13 protein-coding genes are annotated in these 20,964 nt (G+C 42.8%); 12 read left to right on the forward strand and 1 reads right to left on the reverse strand.

Annotation, left to right across the window (positions count from 1 at the left end; all coding sequences use genetic code 11):
* Window positions 1–8 precede the first annotated feature (8 nt).
* On the reverse strand, window positions 9–3,269 hold the full coding sequence (locus AC1RM2_RS06200) for a SusC/RagA family TonB-linked outer membrane protein (protein ID WP_492984133.1): 3,261 nt from the start codon (window positions 3,267–3,269) through the stop codon (window positions 9–11).
* A gap of 158 nt (window positions 3,270–3,427) precedes the next feature.
* Between AC1RM2_RS06200 and AC1RM2_RS06205 the strand changes: the two genes are divergently transcribed.
* The 12 genes from AC1RM2_RS06205 (at window position 3,428) to AC1RM2_RS06260 (ending at window position 20,958) form a co-directional block, all read left to right on the forward strand.
* A complete protein-coding gene (locus AC1RM2_RS06205) occupies window positions 3,428–3,589 on the forward strand; it encodes a hypothetical protein (protein WP_492984134.1) in 162 nt (53 codons plus the stop codon).
* 571 nt (window positions 3,590–4,160) lie between these two features.
* Window positions 4,161–5,120 carry a sensor histidine kinase gene (locus AC1RM2_RS06210; RefSeq protein WP_492984135.1) on the forward strand — a complete coding sequence of 320 codons (960 nt, stop codon included), beginning with the start codon at window positions 4,161–4,163 and terminating at the stop codon, window positions 5,118–5,120.
* Entirely contained in the window at window positions 5,117–5,824 is a 708-nt protein-coding gene (locus AC1RM2_RS06215; protein ID WP_492984136.1) for a LytR/AlgR family response regulator transcription factor, read from the forward strand. Before AC1RM2_RS06210 ends, AC1RM2_RS06215 begins: the two co-directional genes overlap by 4 nt.
* Window positions 5,825–6,093: 269 nt before the next feature.
* Window positions 6,094–6,684, forward strand: coding sequence for a hypothetical protein (locus AC1RM2_RS06220; RefSeq protein ID WP_492984137.1), 591 nt, complete (start codon window positions 6,094–6,096; stop codon window positions 6,682–6,684).
* A gap of 446 nt (window positions 6,685–7,130) precedes the next feature.
* Complete coding sequence (locus AC1RM2_RS06225; RefSeq protein ID WP_492984138.1) at window positions 7,131–9,455, forward strand: TonB-dependent receptor; 2,325 nt, start codon at window positions 7,131–7,133, stop codon at window positions 9,453–9,455.
* A 5-nt stretch (window positions 9,456–9,460) separates the two neighbouring features.
* The gene (locus tag AC1RM2_RS06230) at window positions 9,461–10,273 is read left to right on the forward strand and encodes a DUF4249 domain-containing protein (RefSeq protein ID WP_492984139.1); all 813 of its coding nucleotides are present in this window, start codon (window positions 9,461–9,463) and stop codon (window positions 10,271–10,273) included.
* Between the two features lie 110 nt (window positions 10,274–10,383).
* Window positions 10,384–10,944 carry an elongation factor P gene (gene efp, locus AC1RM2_RS06235; protein ID WP_090648241.1) on the forward strand — a complete coding sequence of 187 codons (561 nt, stop codon included), beginning with the start codon at window positions 10,384–10,386 and terminating at the stop codon, window positions 10,942–10,944.
* 642 nt (window positions 10,945–11,586) lie between these two features.
* Window positions 11,587–12,927 carry an SWIM zinc finger family protein gene (locus AC1RM2_RS06240; protein WP_492984140.1) on the forward strand — a complete coding sequence of 447 codons (1,341 nt, stop codon included), beginning with the start codon at window positions 11,587–11,589 and terminating at the stop codon, window positions 12,925–12,927.
* A 7-nt stretch (window positions 12,928–12,934) separates the two neighbouring features.
* Window positions 12,935–15,838: a DUF6493 family protein gene (locus AC1RM2_RS06245; RefSeq protein WP_492984141.1), complete on the forward strand. Its 2,904-nt coding sequence runs from the start codon at window positions 12,935–12,937 to the stop codon at window positions 15,836–15,838.
* Window positions 15,839–16,488: 650 nt separating this feature from the next.
* Complete coding sequence (locus AC1RM2_RS06250; protein ID WP_492984142.1) at window positions 16,489–17,418, forward strand: hypothetical protein; 930 nt, start codon at window positions 16,489–16,491, stop codon at window positions 17,416–17,418.
* Between the two features lie 262 nt (window positions 17,419–17,680).
* Window positions 17,681–19,108 carry an SEFIR domain-containing protein gene (locus tag AC1RM2_RS06255; protein WP_492984143.1) on the forward strand — a complete coding sequence of 476 codons (1,428 nt, stop codon included), beginning with the start codon at window positions 17,681–17,683 and terminating at the stop codon, window positions 19,106–19,108.
* A gap of 362 nt (window positions 19,109–19,470) precedes the next feature.
* Complete coding sequence (locus AC1RM2_RS06260; RefSeq protein WP_492984144.1) at window positions 19,471–20,958, forward strand: reverse transcriptase domain-containing protein; 1,488 nt, start codon at window positions 19,471–19,473, stop codon at window positions 20,956–20,958.
* The last annotated feature ends 6 nt before the right edge of the window (window positions 20,959–20,964 follow it).

Here is a 20,964-nt window from a genome sequence, read left to right on the forward strand (position 1 = left end):
ATCTTTAATTAAAATTTAACTTGTAGACCTAATAAATAAGTACGGCTTGGCGAGTAGTTACCCCTATCAACACCAAAGTTGGTGCTGCTGTTGGTGTTACTGGTGGTACCGCCACCCACAATCTCGGGATCAACACCAGAGTACTTGGTTATGGTAATTAAATTAGCTCCTGATAAGTAAATACGTGCGCTGCTTAAACCAATTGATTTGATCAGGTTAGGCGCAAACTTGTAACCTATTTGCAGGTTTTTTAAACGCAGGTACGAGCCGTTTTCTACATAATAAGAGTTGGGTACAGTGTTGGTACTAAATGAGCCATCAATTTCCTGTATAGGTGCTTTGGCATCCATATGGGTAGGCGTCCATGAATCATACAAAGCAGTTTTGCTTTTTGCACCCGCAAAATTGGCGTAAAAATCTGTCCACCATCTTACATCATTCCAAATCTTGTTGCCGTATGAACCATACCAGAACATATTCAGATCGAATTTTTTATAGGTAAAATCGAGATTTAAACCGCCGGTAAATTTAGGGTTAGGGTTTCCAAGCAATGTACGGTCACTGGCATCTACTTTACCATCGCCGTTTACATCGGCATATTTAAAGCGGCCAACAGCGGCATCGGTTTGATAAGTGCCCCCTGCTTTTGTATTAGCTGCATCAATTTCGGCCTGCGAATTCCAGAAACCATCAGTTTTGTAACCGAAGAAACCGCCCACAGGGCCACCTACCTGGTTACGTATAATGGAACTGCCATTAAAACGGCCCGAGTTTTGGTCGAAGTAAGGCTGCCCTACAGTTACGGCCTTAATAACGTTATGATAAGTGGTAAACGTCAATGAAGCGTTCATTTTCAGATCATGACCCAGTGTTTGATGCGTGCCAATGGCAATATCCAAACCCGTATTATTCATAGCTCCAACGTTGCTGTATGGCGCTGTTGCAGAGCCTGCGGTACCCGGCAGGTTTGGATTGAATAGCAAGCCGGTGATGATCTTTTTGTAATAATCGGCAGATATATCCCATTTCTGGTTAAAAAACGAACCATCAAAGCCAATATTTAAGTTTTTATCAAGTTCCCATTTAGCATCGGGATTACCTATCCTGGTTTGGGTAAAGCCGGCAACTGTACTGGTTGATGTACCGGCAATATCATAGTATGAATTGGTTTTGATTGCGCCAAATGTGGTAAAGGCGTTGGATGGGTCCACATTGATCTGGTTACCCATTACACCGTATCCACCGCGGATCTTCAAATCGCTTATCCATGCCGCTTTTTTCAGGAAACTCTCCTGCGATATGCGCCAGCCCGCGCTTACTGCCGGGAACCAGCCATATTGGTAAGTTAAAAACCGTGATGAACCATCACGACGGAGCGTTGCATTTAACAGGAACTCATCATTAAAAGTATAATCTAAACGCGCAATCAGCGATTGTAGCTTATCTCTTTGGATGGTGCTATAAGCAGTTGGCGTACCGGTACCTGTTGTTATAGTGGTATAATTTTTATCAAAAGTAAAGTACCCGGTATTGGTAGCACCCAGGGTTTCGTACCGGTTTTTATAGTTCTCTGTACCTACCAATAATTTAATATCGTGTTTACGAATGGTTTGGTGATAGGTTAAAGTATTTGTCCAGGTGTAATTGTACCCGTTAAATGAGTTCTCTGAGTATGAGTTGGTCGTGTTATTTTCAGAATTCTCATATTCAGGGAAAGTAAACGAATGGTTATAATCAGAATAATACTCGCCACCAAACTGGGTGCGTAAGGTAAAGTATTTCAGGAAATCAACCTCGGCAAAGGCATTACCAAACAGCCTGTTATAAGCTCCGTAATTATTGCCGGTACGTTGCTGTACAGCCACCGGGTTACGGGCGTTACCTAAGTTTGCTGTATTTGAGCCGGCATAGTTACCTGCAATATCATATACAGGAATTATAGGCTGCTCGCGGAAAGCCATACCAATACCAGACCCCTCGTCATTTTCATTGATCAGCGGATTTTCTGTTACCGAGTAGGATAAGTTTTCGCCTACCCTGATGTGTTTAGATACATTAAAGCTGGTATTTGCCCTTACGGTATAGCGCTTATCATAAGTATCTATCAAGGTACCCTTCTGGTTGTAATAGTTCATGGAGAACAAGTAAGTGGCCAGGTCTGAACTGCCGCTTAAAGCCAGGTTATGACTTTGGATAGGGGCCGATTTAAATATTTCATGATACCAGTCGGTGCCTGCTTTGTTGGCCTTTGTAATACGGTAAAAGCCCGATGGATCGCCGGAAGTATAAAACGGGTTAACGTTATACTTTGACGGATCGACAGCCGGGTCGCCCGCATGTACGCCATAAGGGCCTGTACTGCCCGCGCTAATATAATCGGGCAATACATTGCCATTGGGGCCGTACAGGTTGCTACTTAAATCAACAGGTATTCCTTTTAAGGCAGCGGTATTTTGTATGGCCAGCGTTCTCAGGCTGGTCATTTCCTGCGGATTTAACAGGTTAAACACATTACCGCCTTTAGGTACCTGGGTACCGTAATAAGCATCATATGATACGCTTACCTTACCGGTACCTTTTTTAGTGGTGATAACAATTACACCATTGGCAGCGCGCGCACCGTATATTGATGCCGAACTTGCATCCTTTAATACCTGCATGCTGGCCACGTCATTAGGGTTAATGTCGCTTACGTTTGTTGTAGGTACACCATCAACCACATACAGGGGCTGGTTGTTGCCAAACGTATTGGCGCCACGAATTTTTACTGAAGGATTTTCGCCCGGTTGCCCCGATGCAATAACGGTAACACCCGCTGCCTGCCCCTGCAACTGGTTTTCAACCGATGATGTTGGCTGTCTGTTGGCGGCGGCTACATCAACTACAGCTACCGCACCTACCAGGTCTTTTTTTCGCTGGCTGCCGTAACCCGTTACTACCACCTCGTTTAAGGTATTGTTACCGGCAATTAGGGTAATGTTTAAATTAACATCGGTACCAACGGTAATTTCTTTGGTAACATAGCCTATATAGGATATAACCAGCGTGTTACCCGGACTTAACGAGAGGGAAAAATCGCCATTAACGTCGGTAATGGCACCGGTAGCGGCGCCTTTTACCCGTACCGAGGCGCCAATGATAGGTAATTTGTCATCGCTGGCGATAACCTTTCCCTTGTACTTTGTTTGGGCAGTAACTACCACCGAAGATACCAGGCAGCATAACAGCACACCCAGGAATCTCCCTTTTAGGAGTAAACTTTTAAACATGAATTTGAGATTTAATTGATATATATTTGGTTATTTATTGATTGCAAACAGAACGCGTAATCATTTCTTAATCAGCTGTTAATAATGCGTCCCGGATCTCACCCCGGAACGCAAATCCAATATCATTTCTCAAGTGATATTGATCAACTAATTCTCAAATGACACGTTTACTAAATCATTTAAGCTCTTCAGATACCGATGTTATCGACCTTGTTGATTTACAGTTTTGGCTGCGCAAAACCGTCAAATCAGTTCATCAATACACCCGTATCGCTAATTCCTTATCCCGATCATCAGGAGCACAAAAAGGCTCGTATTAAAAATGTTTACTTATGTAAAAGAGGCCACACGATCTGCGCGCCCCAGGTAAATGCCCCGGTTTATTATAATTGTTCACAAATAATAAAATAATAGAATTATAGATTTTAATAAAGCGACAAAACATACTTATTGTAAGACCAAACAGGTAAATAATGCGACAAAAATATTTTTGCTTTTTGGGGTGCTGGAATACCAGAACCTGCCGGGATGTTATATATTAGCAAGAGTTTAAAAAACTAGCAAAAAACCGATTTAAAACCAGTTTCTCGTATAAAACCTGGATAATTTTAACAACAACAGTTATTGTGTCAATATTTCGCAATGAATTAGTGTGTACCAACCAGGCAATCACATGTTTAAACATCAACAATCGATTGCGTCCTATTTGTTACTATCTGTATTGTAAAAATAATACTGCATTTATGTATATAATTTTATTAAACCTTTTATAAATGTACTTTAGCCATGCATGATAAAAACAATATAATAGGTTTGAATTTGTACAATAAAAAATTCAGGATTTGGGCGCATGTATGCGTTTGGCTTGTTCTGATGGCGTTACCATACATCATGCATTCAATCAATGTATTGCCTTCCCGCACATTTACGGGCAAAGAAATGAGCGGGTTTATTAAGCTTGATTACGCGGGGTACTTTTATTGGATAGCCGCTTTTTATTTTAACAGCTTAATTCTTATCCCTCATTTGTTTATGAAGGGTAAATACCCTTACTATGTGCTGGCCGTACTCTCAATTTATGCCATTTACCTGTTTGTATATCATTATATTTATAACTGGCTGGAGATAGACTTGCCTTATGGCCTGCTGCGCACCAGCTGGCTGCGCCTGCCCGCGTTTTTACTCACCATGGCGGCAAGCCTGGCTTATACCACCATAAACGGCTTGCTTGACTACCAGGAAAAGCTGCGCGAAAAGGATAAAGAGAAATTAAAAACCGAGTTGTCTTTTTTACGGTCGCAAATAAGCCCCCACTTTATATTTAATGTACTTAACAACATCGTATCGCTGGTAAGGTTAAACAGTGCCGAGCTGGAGCCTACGGTAATGAAGCTTTCGGGCTTAATGAAATACATGCTTTACCATACTGATGAAGAGAAAGTAAATATTAAGGTGGAAGAAGAGTACCTTAACCATTATATTGATTTGCAAAAGCAGCGGTTTGGCAAAAAAGTTAAGGTAGAAACCTCATTTACCATCCTGAATAAAAACCAGCTGATTGAACCGATGCTGTTAATCCCGTTTGTTGAAAATGCCTTTAAGCATGGGGTGGGTTCGATAGATGACCCGCGCATTATAATTGAGTTAGTTACTGATGAGCGATTTTTAAATTTTACCGTTATCAATAAATATGACGCATTAAATACAGGGCAAAAAGACGAATCGTCGGGTATAGGCATAGCCAACGTGAGCCGCAGAATAAACCTGTTGTATGAAAACAAACATCAGTTAAGCATTAAAAGCGAAAACAATTGCTTTGAGGTTAACCTGATACTAAAATTAGATGCATGATAAATTGTATTGCAATTGATGATGAGCCGCTTGCCTTAAGTTTACTTGCCGATAACATAAGTAAAATTCCGTTTTTAAACCTGCAGGCAGCTTGCGACGATGGATTTTCGGCAAATAAAGCCATGCAGGAAAACGACGTCGATTTAATATTTGTAGATATCCAGATGCCCGGAATGACGGGGCTTCAGTTTATTAACAGCTTAATTAAAAAGCCTTTGGTTATCATTGTATCTGCCTACAAGCAATATGCTTTAGATGGCTTTGCCTTAAACGTGGTTGATTACCTTACCAAACCGGTGCCGTTAGATAGGTTTATGCAGGCCTGTAACAAGGCAAAAGAGCTTGCCGAACTTAAGGCTTTAAAACAAGCATTAACCTCGCCCGCTTTAAACTATACTTATATAAATGCCGGGTACACCGTTGTTAAAATCACGTTTGATGAGGTGCTATACCTGGAAGGCTTACGGGATTATGTTAAAATATACTTTACAGGCCATAAAAAGCCGGCCATTGTGCGGCTCAGCTTCAAAAATGTAGAACAAAAATGGCCATCGCATTTTATGCGCATTCACAAGTCATTTTTCATTAACACGCAAAAAATTGAGGCCATTAATAAAACCGCTGTAATCATTGATGAAAAAGAGATTCCCATAGGCGAAGCTTACCGGGCGGCTGTAACGGCGTTGATACAGTCAAATAGTTAAAGGGGATATTCTTTTGTTTCAATAAAAAGCCGAAAAACGTTGCCTGCAAATTAAATATTCAGTAAATTACTTACTAAATACACAGGGCAATCGCATTTTAACTTTATAAGATTTATTTCGCGCAAAGACGCAACGACGCAAAGTGATTTGCTTATTTTTTCTTTGCGGCTTAGCGCCTTTTCGTGAAATATCTAACAACTTGATACCATTGATACCTATTTAATCTTAAATGCGATGTGCCTTACTAAATACAGGATTTAATGAATATCATGGACAACATTTATGATATACTGGAGCACATGCAAAAGCGGACTGCGATGTTCCTGGGAAATGACTACACTTTTGAAACGCTAAATGGTTTTATCACCGGCTTCACTTTTGCTGCCGGGGCCGACCAGCTTCAGAAACCGGGCTGCCCGGATTTTACGTATTTTAATACATGGATACTGGGGCACCTGGAAAAGCACCACGGACTGGCCGGCGGCTGGCACTGGCAAATCCATAACAGGAATTTAAACGACGACAAAAAAGCGTTTGAAGAATTCTTTTATTACCTGGATATATTTAAAAAATCTGAAAGAGTGGGTAGATCAGTCATCATCGACCAGCATGCCTTTGCTTACAATACCGAAGGCGCAGGAAAACAATATTGCTCGGGGAATGACCTTGAAACATTCAAAAAAATAGCAGACGTCGAAAGTCCGGGCAAGATCGATTGGATAACAATGACAAACTCCAGCACTGTTTGGATTGATTACAGAGATAATAACGGAGATTCGCTATTTGGGGCCTGGTATATTAATGAACCTGAAGCCAAGCGTAAGCTGAAGCTAAAATTCGGCTCATTTAAATTAGGGTAAATTATTTTCCCCCTAAAAACCTTATTTCATAAAAAAGGGCCGAAAAACTCTCGCAGTTTTTTGATCGGCCCTACATCTACCTATGAAAAACAATCCTTTGAGAAGGATATTAATTTATACTCAATTACAGTACCAAAAGTTACATGTTGATTAAAATAAATAAAACAGTACTTTAATTTTATTTACGTAACAGCTTGTGGAAATACTTCTACTATTATTGTGTAAATATGACGCAGTTGGGGAGGCTTTCAGTGGATAGCGTGCAGGGGACCTCTTTACCTGGCCCAGAGCCTAACAAACAACTTAATAAATATTTTTGCGCCATCTTGAAATGTTTTTACTCATTGATCGTCTAAAGAAGTAGGTGGCCCACGCTTACCGTCGACCAATATTCGAAGGAAGGCCAGCTATCAGCAGCATCAGATTATCCGTTTAAAACATTTTAAATGACCAAATCACTACTTGTTTTTCTATTTTCATTATTCGCCATATCGGCTTTTGCTCAAAAAAGGCATATTATCAGCGGCACCATCAAAGATGCTGCAACCGGCGAAACACTTATTGGCGCTTCTGTAAGGATTAAAGAACTTTCTTCGGTGGGCACAGCTACTAACAATTATGGCTTTTACTCCCTATCTGTACCCGATGGCTCATATACCTTGCTGTTTAGCTACATAGGTTATGAAACTATTTTAAAACAGGTTTCGCTTCAGCATGACCTGCCTATCAGCATTTCCCTATCCCCCAAAAGCGAGCTGCAGGAAGTAGTTATCAATGCCAACCGGCCCAATAACGATCAGATAGCTTCGCCGCAAATGGGGGTTGAACGATTAAACATGACCCAGATTAACCAGGTGCCGGTAGTATTGGGCGAAAAGGACATTTTAAAAACAATAACCCTGATGCCGGGCGTAAAATCGGGCGGCGAGGGAAACTCCGGCTTCTATGTGCGGGGTGGTGCCTCAGATCAAAACCTGATCATGCTTGATGAAGCCACGGTTTATAACGCATCGCATTTGTTTGGCTTCTTCTCCACCTTTAACTCCGATGCTATAAAAGATGTTAGCCTATACAAAGGCGGCATGCCTTCCGAATACGGTGGCCGCCTATCGTCGGTACTTGATATTAAGATGAATGATGGCAATAATAAGGATTTTACCGTTCAGGGCGGACTGGGCCTCATCGCGTCGAGGCTTAAAGTAGAAGGGCCCCTTGTTAAAGACAAAGGATCGTTCATGATAAGCGCCAGGCGAACTTATATCGATTTCTTTTTAAAGGCCTCTAAAGATTCGACCATCAAAGGCAGCAAGCTTTACTTTTATGACCTTAACGCCAAGGCCAATTACCATTTTGATGACCATAACACCATTTTCCTATCGGGTTATTTTGGTAAAGACGTACTGGGGCTTAAAAACCTTTTTGGCACCAACTGGGGCAACGCCACAGGCACTGTAAGGTTTAATCATATTTTTACCAGTAAGCTATTTTCTAATACATCGGTGGTTTTTAGCAATTATAACTATGCCATCGAGAGTTTTTTGAGCGATAATAGCTTTAAGGCCACCTCGCAAATCACCGATTTTAATTTAAAGGAAGACCTGCAATATGCGGTTAATAATGAGCACCGGCTTAAATTCGGCATCAATATATTACACCACAGCATAGCGCCCGGCGATATCACTACCGATGCTTCGTCCAGCTTCAACGCCAAAAGCATCGAAAAGCGTTTTGGCTATGAAAACTCCGCCTACGTTAGCGATGACTGGAAAGTTACCGAGAAGCTAAGCATATTGTATGGAGTAAGGCTTAGCTCGTTTTCCCTTATTGGTCCTGGTACCTTTAAGTCATATGATGCCACGGGCAAAGCTGCCGATTCAACGAGATATGGCTCAGGTTCAACAGTTAAAAGCTACCTTAACCTGGAGCCACGGCTATCTGCCGGTTACCAGTTAAATGATGCCACTTCCGTTAAAGTATCCTATAATCGTAATACGCAAAACATCCACCTGCTCACCAACTCTACCACCAGTTCGCCAACCGACCTTTACGTGATGAGCAGCAACAATATCAAACCCGAAATAGCCGACCAGGTATCAGCCGGATGGTTCCGCAATTTTAAAGATAACCTGTTTGAATTTTCGGCCGAAGCCTATTACAAGTGGCTGCAAAACCAAATTGACTATAAAGACGGTGCACAGCTGATTGCCAACCAGGATGTGGAATCGCTGCTCACCTACGGCTCGGGCAGGGCATATGGTATTGAGCTGTTTTTGAAGAAAAAATATGGCAGGTTTAACGGGTGGATAGGTTATACCCTATCACGTACCGAGAATAAATTTGCCGCCATCAACAATGGCCGTTACTATCCGTCAAGGCAAGACCGTACGCATGACCTATCAGTGGTTGGCATTTACCAGCTTACCAAACGTTTATCTTTTTCAAGTTCATTTATTTACCAAACCGGTAGCGCCGTTACCTACCCAACAGGCAAATATAATGTTGGCGGGCTTACCACTTTCTCGTACTCGGAGCGCAACGGCTATCGTAAGCCGGCCAACAACAGGCTTGACATTGGCGCCACGTTAGAAGGCAAGCAACACAAACGATACCACTCCAGCTGGACGTTCAGTATATACAACGTTTATGCCCACCGTGACCCGTATAGCATCACCTTCCGCGACAGCAAAACCAGCCCCAACACAACCGAGGCTGCCGAAACCAGCATTTTTGCCACCCAGATACCATCTATTACCTGGAACTTTAAATTTTAAGCCCGATGAATACATTTAAATACTATATCATATTTTTATTTGCCTTACCGCTCATTTGCTCGTGTACCAAAGTTATTGACCTTAACCTGGGCAACAATACAGGCAAACTGGTTATTGAAGGCAACATTACCAATGCCACCGGGCCTCAAACTATAAAGCTGAGCCAAAATGTGCCGTTTTCAAGCACCAATACCTATCCGCCGGTTACGGGGGCCACTGTTGCCGTAACCGACCAGGCCGGCAAAAGTTACGCGTTTACAGAAGGCACCCCAGGCACCTACACGGCCAGTACATCTTCGGGCATACCCGGAAACACCTACACCATGACAATAACAACTGGCGCAAAAACTTATACTGCCACCTCGGCTATGCCGGCACCAATCGCGTTAGACTCGCTGACATCAAAAGACGATGAATTTAACAGCAGCAAGCACAAAAAGAATATTACCGTTCATTACCATGACCCGGCAGGCGTTGTTAACCAGTATCGCTTTGTAATGTTTGTAAATAACGTGCAGGTTAAAAGTATTTATGCCTTTAATGATGATTTTAACGACGGACGCACAGTTAGCATCGATTTGCGCACCGATAACAGCAGCGACCGGGATTTTGGCATTTACGCCGGTGACACCGTAACCGTTGAAATGCAATGTATAGATAAGCCTGTCTACACCTACTGGTTTACCCTGATGCAGCAAGGCGATAACGGCCCCGGCGGCGGGGTTACCCCGGCCGATCCGCCAGGCAATATTACACCCACAGTTTTGGGCTATTTTAGCGCGCATACCACCCAAAGCAAAACCATTGTGGTTAAATAATCAGGCTCACAGGTAAGTCTCCCCTACCGGGGGAGATTTAGAGGGGGCTCAAGTACGGAATACTCAAAAAAGCGTATATCTTTGCGCACAAATTTTATAATTATATTTTCATGGCAAAGGCATCTGAAATTAAAGTAGGAAACATTTTACGCTACAACGGCGAATTGGTAACAGTTACCGAAGTACTGCATCGTACACCCGGTAAAGGCGGAGCTTTCTACTTAGATAAATTTCGTAACATAAAAACCGGAAAAATTGTAGAGGCCCGTTTAGCAACCGACGAGCAGGTTGAAATTTGCCGTGTAGAAACCAATGATTACCAATACCTGTACGAGGAAGGCGATTACATGGTAATTATGGATAATACAACCTACGATCAGTTAAGTATCCCAAAATCGTTATTTGGCCCATCGGCAAGGTTTTTAAAAGAGGGGATGAATGTGATCGTTTCCATCGAGAGTGAAGAACCCATTATGGCCCAGGCACCTAACTTTGTTGAACTGGAAATTACCTATTCTGAACCAGCCGTTAAAGGCGATACTTCATCAGGTGCACTAAAAGCCGCAACTACCGAAAATGGTGTCGAAATAAAAGTACCATTGTTCATCAACCAGGGCGATAAAGTAAAAGTTGATACCCGCACCGGCGAATATATCGAGCGCGTAAAATAATAAACTGCTTGTACAGGTGTTCGCTTTTGAGTGGGCCTGTTCGGGTGTTCGGGGTACTTTTGTATATTGTTGACAATCAGAACATTAAGTGTTCGGATAAAATCAACAGCATGTTAACTTATTAAAAAACAACAAGTTACATCAATAGCAAAATCAACTCCCGGACACCTTCTTTCTTGTAATCCGGCGGCCGGCAGAAAACATCGCACAAAACGTTAACTTTTTGACAATAAAAATCAAAAAATGCTGAGCTCTGGTGTATTTTTTCTGCAAAAAAGTTAGACTTATTTACACTTTTTTCAAAGCTTTTTTACCGGCCAAATCATATCAAAAAAGTTATGGGCGTTTCCCCAACCGGTAGAAGTTGGGGCCAGGCCTTCCATTCATACGCGCACAAGGCCTTAGGCCCGGCCAACGCTCGGGCCCTCTCCCCCGGCCGGTATCCATTGCAGTCCTTAACGCGAAAACGGCTATAACACAACATTGTGGTAAATTATAGGATAAGCTAAAAATCGATTTAGCAACCGGCAACATTCAGGCACCGGCTATTCGCCGGCCATCGCAAAATTTTATCCCCCCCTTTCCCTCCATCGCCGAAATTATTTTACTAATTTTATTTCGCAGCATAGCCTAAACAATATTATGTCCGAAACGATAACCTATCAATATAGCCAGCCATCAACCCTAAAAAAGTCGACATTAACCGACGAGCTTTTTTTGGCCAAATACAGCGAGGTGCAAAAAAATAACTCCCCCTGCTTTTTCTGGGGACAACTCACCGACCCGTATACCGTGGCCCGCTGCTTGCTCACGCTCTCCAACGTGGTAAAATCAAGCTTTAGCCTGTCGCCGTTTGAGTTGGCTATGCTTAAGGATCCTATTGTAACGGCCGGGAACGAGAAGATCCGCTTTGAGGGATTTTCGCATTGCGCGGGGGTGTATGCCCGGGTAGATATTTTGGGCGACGGACACGATGGCGAGTTTTTGGATAACGGCACCACCAATGTCGATTTTAACCAGCCCATGCTGGCGGCACTGAGCAATATCCGCAGGAGCGAAAAAGTGCTGCTTTCGGTAGGCCAAAAAGAAGTGGCCCTGCACCGCGAGGGCGAAAAGGTGGTAGAACGCAAAGTGCCCCTGCCCACCAAATGGATAAAAGGCCTTACCTCGGTACAAATGTTTTTGGCCGAATCGGAAAAGGTGCACAGCTTTAACCGACTGCAGGCTTTGCAGCTGTTTAAAACCATCCCGCCGGGCAAACCCAAAACAGATTATTATCTGATAACCCGCGGCGGCAAACCCCTATTTTCACCGGTAAAATCGGGCGATGCCATCACGGTTGGCGGTGTGCACCGGTTAAAACTGATAGAACCACTGTTGGCCATTGCCGATGAGTTAAGGGTGTTTCCGCATGCCACCATGCAATCAACCACCTGGCAAATTTATATCGGGGCGGTAAGGTTTAGCTTGTCCATTTCGCGGGATGCCTGGCGGGGATTTTCGGGTGAGGGCGCCGCGCTGGAATCATTGATAGAGGATGTGCCCGATAACTGGGTAGAATCTTTAGATAACTACAGCTATGCCAACCAGGAGTTTAACCCTACCCTGCTGGCCGTAAACGAAGGCCTCGATCTGCAAAAAGTCGATAACATTACCGGCCGCCTCTCGGCCATTGGTTTGCTGGGGTACGACCTGGACGAGAACAACTTTTTTTACCGCCGCCTGCCCTTTAAGCTCAGCCGCATCATGAGCCTTAACCCGCGCTTAAAAGATGCCGAAAAGCTATTGCAGGAGGGCAAGGTACAGATAACCAAACAACAGGACGATAAGGTAGAGGCCCGTGTAGAGGGCAGCGGCGTGCACCACATGGTTGTATTAAACGGCGATAAAGCCCAGTGCACCTGTACCTGGTTTAGCAAAAACCAGGGCGAGCGGGGCATTTGCAAACATATTTTAGCAGTTAAAAAAAAGCTGGCCAACTAATACCACCATGAGCGTAGTTGACGATTTTACCCGCATTTTAGAGAAGGAACAGGAAGCCCAAATCATCCCCTTTTTGCAAACGCTTGATAAGGCGCAGAAAAAGCAACTGGTGCCCGAACTAAAAAAGTTGTATAAAATTTATTCGGAATACAAGGAAGATACGCGCGGGCGGTATAGGGTTAAATGGACCGATCCGCAGCGCGAAATATTAGGCATAGCGGGCTTTGTATGCCACAACCAAAAAGATTTTACGCAGATGCCCGGCGGCGCGCTCAACAAAAGAGTATTGGATGTCATACTGCCCTGGTACTGCCCCACCTGGTTCAGCGATTTTATAAACCACCAGGCCGATAATGTGTTTTTACCCCGCTACATGGATTATGGCTGGTACCTGCAGTTGGCAGAGAAAGGCTATGTTACCCTGAGCGAACCGTATATTGCCAAAATACTCCCCGATTATATTTTTAACCACACCTACCAAAAGCACGAATACCTACCCCAAAACCTGCTTAAAAACGAAGTTACCCTGCGCGATCACATCTGGTACATGTTCGGCTACGAATCGTTTTTGTATAACACCGACCGGTACCTGGATGTGCCCGAAAAAACCAAAGACGGCCTATGGACAACCACGCTGCTAAAATACCTTAGCGAGGGCAAAATAGACCGGCAACGCCTGCTAAAATCGTCGTTGGCGGCCGCAAACAGTAATTTCAACCAGCTTTCGGCAGGTTGGTTTACAGACCTTTTTAGCCGGCTGGAACCCACAAAAACCGAATTACTGCACCTGCAGGACGATTTGCTGCACCTCCTCAATTCGCCACACAGCAAACCTGTAACCGCGGCCTTAAAATATTTAAAGGATATTTGTGATGATGCGGCATTTAATATCGACGCGTTTTTGGATCATGCCCCGCTGCTGCTCTCGTCCGAGTCAAAAACCGCCGTAGCTACCACGCTGATGACTTTGGATAAGCTGGCCAAAAAGCACAAGGACAAAGCCGAAACCATCATGGCCATCAGCTGCCAGGCATTTATTCACCAGGATAACAGTTTGCAGGTACGGGCCGCCAAGCTGCTGCAAAAATATGGCGATGCCGCTTCGGAGGATCTGAAAGCCGCCCTGGCCGCTTACCAGGATGCCCTGCTTTTTGATGCCCGCGGTTTGTTGACAGCTTTTTTGGATGAGGCTGAAGAAGCCCACCCCGAAGCAGACCATCCCCACGAACCTGCCGAACCCCAACAGGCGCTTACCGAAATTGTATACCCCCAAACGTTTGACGAGCTGGTATTCTTGGCCAGCCAGGCCTTTGACCAAAACCAGCCCTATCATTTCGACCTGCTGCCTGCCGCGCTGCTGCGTTTTCAATCCGAAATGACGGCCAAAAATATCAGCAAGCTTATCCCCGCCTTTCAGCGGGCCTGCAAGGTGATCTCGTCCGATTTTACCAGCACCATGGGCTATTTGGACAACCTGCTGGCTACTTTTTTTGCCGATTTCAGCCGCCTGCTGGTGGAGCTTTACCCCCTGCAAACCGGCGAACTCAAAACACTCCGCGATTCGTTTGCAGAAACGTTTAAGAAGCATGAAATGTGGGGCAAGTACATCAGCCGGCTGGATAATGTAAAAAGCTGGAACCGGGGCTCGAGCTACAAAACACATAAACACCTCCTGCTGGCCGCCTTTTTTATGCTCGAGCGTAAAATGAGCCTGCCCATGCTCTCCACCCCAACGCACTCGCCTTGCTGGGTATCGCCCCTGGTGCTGGTGCAGCGGCTTATTAAATACAAGGTGGCCAATGTGGCGCCTGCCGATATCGATTTCCAGGTGGCGGTGTCCCGCTGCTCGGCCGAACATCAGCAGGAAGCATTGGAACTGGCCGCCCGCGAACTGGCCGGCGAGTACCGCCAGATCATCAGCTTTATGCTGGGCGGCGACTACCACCCCCAGGAAACCCTGAAATACAAACCCGTATGGCTGGTGGCCGCCCTTACCCGCGCCAAACAACCGCCAAACCCCCAATGGTTTGCCTACAGCAGTCTGCCCGCCAGCTACCTCACCGCCAATTTTACCTGGGCACCGGTAGTGGAGCCCTATACCTACCCAAAGTGGGACCACGTAACCCGCAAAAACATAGATACCCCGGCCAAACGCAGCAAAATAGTTATTGAGTTTGCCGAAACAGCAAAGAAAGTAAGCGCCATCAAAAACCTGTTTGCCAAACTGATGCCCGCCAAAACGGCGATAGTCCCATCGGTGTATGACATGGCTACCATGACTGTCAGATACAACTCAGACGCGGATAACGACGTGATGCGCCTGATTTACTTAAACCCCAACCATCCCGAACTATGGCTGGCCCGGATCATCAGCGCGGCCATGCGAAGCCCGGATTTTGACAGCGAGACCGATAAGCGGCTCATCATCCACGCCCTTGAGGCCATGATGGCCCTCAACAAGCCATATGGACCCATGGCGCACCTGCTGATAGCATCGGCCATGGTCAGCAGCGATAAAACCGTGCGCGCCTACGCCGCCGAACTTTGGATAAACGGCGTAACCCAAAACACCATCAGCAGCCAGCAAATTGGCGACATTATTGGCAAGCACCAGGCCATTGAACTAACGCCCTTTAAACGCTTTACCGACCTTCTGCAATCCAACCTGTTCCAGGTATCCAAACCCCACAACCAGGTCCTGCAAGCCCTCCTAAACGCCTGCCTGGCCCGTTTAAGCGACAAGCCCGCCAACGGGTTAAAAAAGCTGCTGGAAATTTACACAGAGGTATTAGCGGCTAATAAGCCGGCTGTTATCCCTGCGGAGGTATTGGGTAAATTGGATGTTTGGGGAGAGGTGGAGGCGTTGAGTAAAGTTGTGGGGAAGGTGAAGGTGGTGGGTAGGGTGAAGTAGGTGTTTCAATAAATCCCCGTCCCCTCAGGGTCTCTTTGAAAAAGGACCCTGAGGTTCCCGAACATCTCGCTTCAACGCGGCTTCGGGATTACGACCGGCATTGTACAACCGCTGGGTCCTCTACCGAGAGACCCCGCGGGGACGGGAAATTCACTCACACCGTCCCCTCGGGGTCTCTTTGAAAAAGGACCCTGAGGTTCCCGATCATCTCGCATCAACGCGGCTTCGGGATTACGACTGGCTTTGTACAACCGCTGGGTCCTCTACCGAGAGACCCCGCGGCGACGGGGACGGAAAATTCACTCACACCGTCCCCTCAGGGTCTCTTTGAAAAAGGACCCTGAGGTTCCCGATCATCTCGCAACAACGTGGTTTCAGGATTACGACCGGCTTTGTGCAACCGCTGGGTCCTCTACCGAGAGACCCCGCGGGGACGGGAAATTCACTCACACCGTCCCCTCGGGTTCTCTTTGAAAAAGGACCCTGAGGTTCCCGAACATCTCGCAACAACGCGGTTTCGGGATTACGACTGGCTTTGTACAACCGCTGGGTCCTCTACCGAGAGACCCCGCGGCGACGAAATTAAATGACAAAATCAAGATACAACATCATTAAATCGTTATTGCTTATATTTGAATAAACCTTATCAAATGATCAACTACGAAAATAGAATTCCCGTACATAAAACCATAAAAAAGGCAAAACCCGAAACTGAGGACTTTTTGGTAAGAATCATTAAATATTTACCAATAATAACCTTATCGTGCTTAGGCATCGGTATTCTAAACCTCAAAATTTATTACTATCCTTTTAACCTTAATATATTAGATTACACAGATTTAAATGAAATTATATTTGAAACATTTTCTAATCTACTTATATGTGCAGCTTTTTTTTTAGGACATCTCCTGTTTGTAGAATTAACGGTATTTTTCAGATATCGTGTTTTAAAGATCACCCAAAGTAACGATAAAAGAATTAACTCAGGCATCAGTTTTAGTCTCAAGACCCTCCACATCATTTACGTATTTATAATAGTCTTGTTTACTGGCTTGTTAATGGCTTATATTAAATTTATAGGCAATGACTTGCTAAAGAATATTCACAAAGACCTGTTGCTACTGGGAATTGGTATCTATGTCATCAGCGTACTCGTAGTAACGGTTATGTTTTATGTGGATTTATTTTTTCAAACGGTCTATTTTAGACCTTTTAATGCAAAATATCACATAGTTATAAGTGCGCTTTATTTCGTCTTTTTTTACACAGCAATGTTTAGCATACATTCTTCAGTGGATATTAAATTACTATCAACATATGGAAGTTATATTAAAATTGGAAATGAAAAAATATTTTCTACTCAGTCTTATTATTACATAGGCAGAAGTAAAAACTATGTTTTCTTTTACGATGTTTTAAAAGAATCTACTGATGTCTATCAAAGTAAAGATATTAACCTATTGTCCTTAAGTACAGGGGGATTTGGCGTAAAAGCTGATAAATTATTGAAAAGCCGTAAGATAGATACCAATCTAAGAAATATTAAATTGGTTGATAGCGTAATTTTAACGAGAAAGTAGACGATTCTTCGTCCCCTCAGGGTCTCTCGATAGAGGGGTTTGAGGTACCCAATCACCTCGCATAAACGCGGCTTCGGGATTACAACTGGCCTTGTACAAACCGCTGGGTCCTCTACGAGAGACCCCGCGGCGACGGAGAGCTTTAAAAATCCACTCCAAATAAACAGTGTAAAAAACGAATACAAACAAGTAACTATTCAATCGTATCTTTACTTCCAATCCATAGGCTAATAAAAATAAAACAACAAACAAATCTAAACCAGTGAATGATTTTTATTATATAAGCGAAAAAAAGAGCAATCCAGATGATGCCTTGCAATTAAATAATTTAGGCGACAAAATACCTCTTATAACAATAGGCGGAGGATCTGGGGACTATACAAGTCATTATAGAACCACGACTTCAGCTGATTATGACAAACAATTTGCTAATCGTATTCAAAAAACTAACCCTGCCTATGATGTTGAAAATTTACTAGATTACCATTTCGAACATTATATCAAAAGATTTCCAGAGTCTTCAAAGACGTTCTTAAAACATATACAATTTGTCATCATTCCGATAATCGAGAAAAAAAAGAAAGACAGTGTGTATATAGAATTAATTAGAGAATGGCTATCCGAGAAAAAAAATCTACTATTAAAGCCTGTCGAAAAACCAGCAATTTCAATTCAAAGTGAAGCATTGACTTTTAATAGTTTACCTGTAAAAGATTCGGTTGAGCAAAATGATGGTGAAGTTTTCATTTCCTACAGTTGGGATTCGCTAGCACACGAAAAAAAAGTACTCGAGTTTACAGATTATCTCCGCAAGAAGGGATTTAATGCACATGTTGATAAAATGATTACTCAACAAGAAACGGCTATAAATTTCGTTCGAATGATGCACACGGCCATGCAAATACATCCAAAAGTTATCATAGTTTTATCATCTGGATATAAAAGAAAAGCTGAGTTATTCACTGGTGGTGTAGGGGAAGAATATCAATTATTATTGAATGACATAAAAGAAAGTCCTCGGAAATATATTTTGGTGAGCTTTGATGGACGATCTGAAGAAATTGTGCCTTTTGGCCTTAGAGGCCGGGATATCATAGATCTTTCTAAACTTGTTGGTGAAGAACAACTTTTTAGGAAATTAATGGACCAGCCTACTTATCAATTTTCCGACGTTGGATCTCAAAAACCTGATTTAAAACCTAACTTGATATCTGAATTTAATCTTAATGAAATGGTTCCTCAAATTAGGATTGAACGGGTTGAAATAAAACCAACTGGAAATTCAAGCCTTTCTGCTGGATTATACAAAAATATCGAATTTGACTTTTTTGCAATTTTTAAAAATGTTTCAAGTAAACCAGTGGACGGTTTCGCTTATCAATTTAAATGCCCAAAAAGCCTTTTACAAGATTATAGAAAATATGATGTCGTTGATAACCTTACAATCTACAACGGCACCATCAGTCAAAAAATGTTCCCGTCACAATCAATATCAAGTGTGAATTTCAAGCTACTTGTAACTAACAATAACGTAAGAGATATAATTGACTCAAAAATTGTAATAAGTATTTATTCGGAAAACGACGCATTCAATCAAGATTATTCTATTAAAGATTTAATAAAACTCCGCCCGAGTGCACAACCTTACTACGAAGAAGTTCCTATTAGTGTGGATTTGTTTTATTTGTAGTTTATTGAAATACAAACAGATATAAGGTGTACAAATGATTAGGTAATTATTAATACATTTGTTAAAATGCAGTCAACTGAAGGAGCCGGTAGACACGTTTATTAAAATTTGCTCAGAGCGACAAACGGCTTTGAGGGTGCGAAATTTCAAACATCCAAGTGAAACCTGAAATGTTCCTTATAAAGGAAAGAGTCAGTACACTAATGAGAATTGTGAGCCAGTTGTGTTCCATAGTATCTGTATGTAAAGTTAAGCAATTAATTTCCCGACGTGAAAGGGCGGTGTGAAAGCACCGGTTACAGCATGTGTCTGCCCATTTCGAAAAGCGAGCCCGTGTCACCTAAAGTTGCTGCATTTTTAAAATGAAAAAAGAGAAAGATTGGTTTAAACTAAAAAAGTATCCGCACATCGGTACGCCGCTGAAAGCTAAAGACAGACCTTGGGTGAGCGCTTATGTAACTAATCCTAACGCCATCGAAACACATTCCTTTTACCCATTAATTCACCGAACTTCGACCGTTAGAAAATTCAGAAAAAAAATCAATAAAGAAACCGGGGAACGCTCTAAGGAAAGATTTGTCAAATCTAAGCCCCGAGAATTATATTATGCCAATCATTTGGATTCCTGTATCTACAGCTACTATGCAAAGATGTTGAACATTATCTATGATAAAAAATTGGATGAATACGGACTGCACAATGCTGTTACAGCTTACCGCCAGATTAAAATGAACCCTGCAGATGAAAATTCTGTTCATAAGTCCAGCGCTGATTTCGCCTCAGAAGTATTCAATTACATATTGAAACATAAGGAAGATCATTTAGTAGCGATTACTTTTGACATTAAAGGTTTTTTCGACAATTTGGATCATAAACATTTGAAAAAAGCCTGGTACGAAATTATTGATGAAGAAAAAACATTGCCCGAAGCAGAGTATAATATCTTTAAAAGCATCACGAACTTTTCATTTATTAATGAGAATCAACTTTTTACAGCGTTTAAAACAGAAATTATTGTAGAATCTAAAACCGGCATTATAAAGCGTAAACCTATAAAACGATTTAAGTATCTAAAAAATCAACGAGCTATTGCTTTTTGCGCACTTTCAGATTTCCCAAAAATTAGGTCAAAAAATCTTATAGTAGGTAATCACAGTAAACACCATCCGAAACGCTCTAAAGGTATACCGCAAGGAACACCAATTAGTGCTGTGTTGGCGAACGTTTATATGATCAACTTTGATCAGCGAATTAATGATATCGTTACTGATTTGCAAGGCCTTTACCGACGCTACTCAGATGACATGGTTGTTATTTGTAGTGAGAAATACACCCAAGATATTATAGACATGTTTGACCGAGAGATTAAAGAAAGAGAATTGGAAATACAACATGATAAAACTCAAATTTTCAAGTTCAGCCGCGTTAGTGGCCGTTTCCAGTGTGCCCAACAATACGGAAATGTATTATATCCATATAAGAATATGGAATATCTCGGATTCGAGTTTGATGGCTTTCATACTTTTTTAAAGTCATCGAGCTTGGCATCATATTACCGTAAAATGAAACGTAGTGTACAAAGAAGTCGATATTATTCTAAAACTCTAAAAGAATCTAACGGTCAAATTTTTCAAACTCGGCTTTACAAAAAATTCACATATTTAGGAGCAGGGAGACGACGTAAATATATTCAAGATAAGGCAGACCCCAAAAATTGGATACGTACAGATACTTACGATTGGGGTAACTACATATCATATGCACAATTAGCAGTAAACAAGCTACCAAACAACAAAATTAAGGGTCAAGTTAGGCGTCACTGGGCTATTTTAAATAAACTTATAAGTTAACATTGG

The sequence above is a fragment of the Mucilaginibacter sp. GW822-FHT03E02 genome (genome assembly GCF_058801545.1).

Bases quoted from the DNA above. Each gene is read 5' to 3' on its own strand.
- AC1RM2_RS06200 (WP_492984133.1), bottom strand. From the start codon at position 3,269: ATGTTTAAAAGTTTACTCCTAAAAGGGAGATTCCTGGGTGTGCTGTTA.
- AC1RM2_RS06225 (WP_492984138.1), top strand. From the start codon at position 7,131: ATGACCAAATCACTACTTGTTTTTCTATTTTCATTATTCGCCATATCG.
- AC1RM2_RS06260 (WP_492984144.1), top strand. From the start codon at position 19,471: ATGAAAAAAGAGAAAGATTGGTTTAAACTAAAAAAGTATCCGCACATC.
- AC1RM2_RS06240 (WP_492984140.1), top strand. From the start codon at position 11,587: ATGTCCGAAACGATAACCTATCAATATAGCCAGCCATCAACCCTAAAA.
- AC1RM2_RS06230 (WP_492984139.1), top strand. From the start codon at position 9,461: ATGAATACATTTAAATACTATATCATATTTTTATTTGCCTTACCGCTC.
- AC1RM2_RS06215 (WP_492984136.1), top strand. From the start codon at position 5,117: ATGATAAATTGTATTGCAATTGATGATGAGCCGCTTGCCTTAAGTTTA.
- AC1RM2_RS06250 (WP_492984142.1), top strand. From the start codon at position 16,489: ATGATCAACTACGAAAATAGAATTCCCGTACATAAAACCATAAAAAAG.
- efp (WP_090648241.1), top strand. From the start codon at position 10,384: ATGGCAAAGGCATCTGAAATTAAAGTAGGAAACATTTTACGCTACAAC.
- AC1RM2_RS06205 (WP_492984134.1), top strand. From the start codon at position 3,428: ATGACACGTTTACTAAATCATTTAAGCTCTTCAGATACCGATGTTATC.
- AC1RM2_RS06220 (WP_492984137.1), top strand. From the start codon at position 6,094: ATGGACAACATTTATGATATACTGGAGCACATGCAAAAGCGGACTGCG.
- AC1RM2_RS06210 (WP_492984135.1), top strand. From the start codon at position 4,161: ATGCATTCAATCAATGTATTGCCTTCCCGCACATTTACGGGCAAAGAA.
- AC1RM2_RS06245 (WP_492984141.1), top strand. From the start codon at position 12,935: ATGAGCGTAGTTGACGATTTTACCCGCATTTTAGAGAAGGAACAGGAA.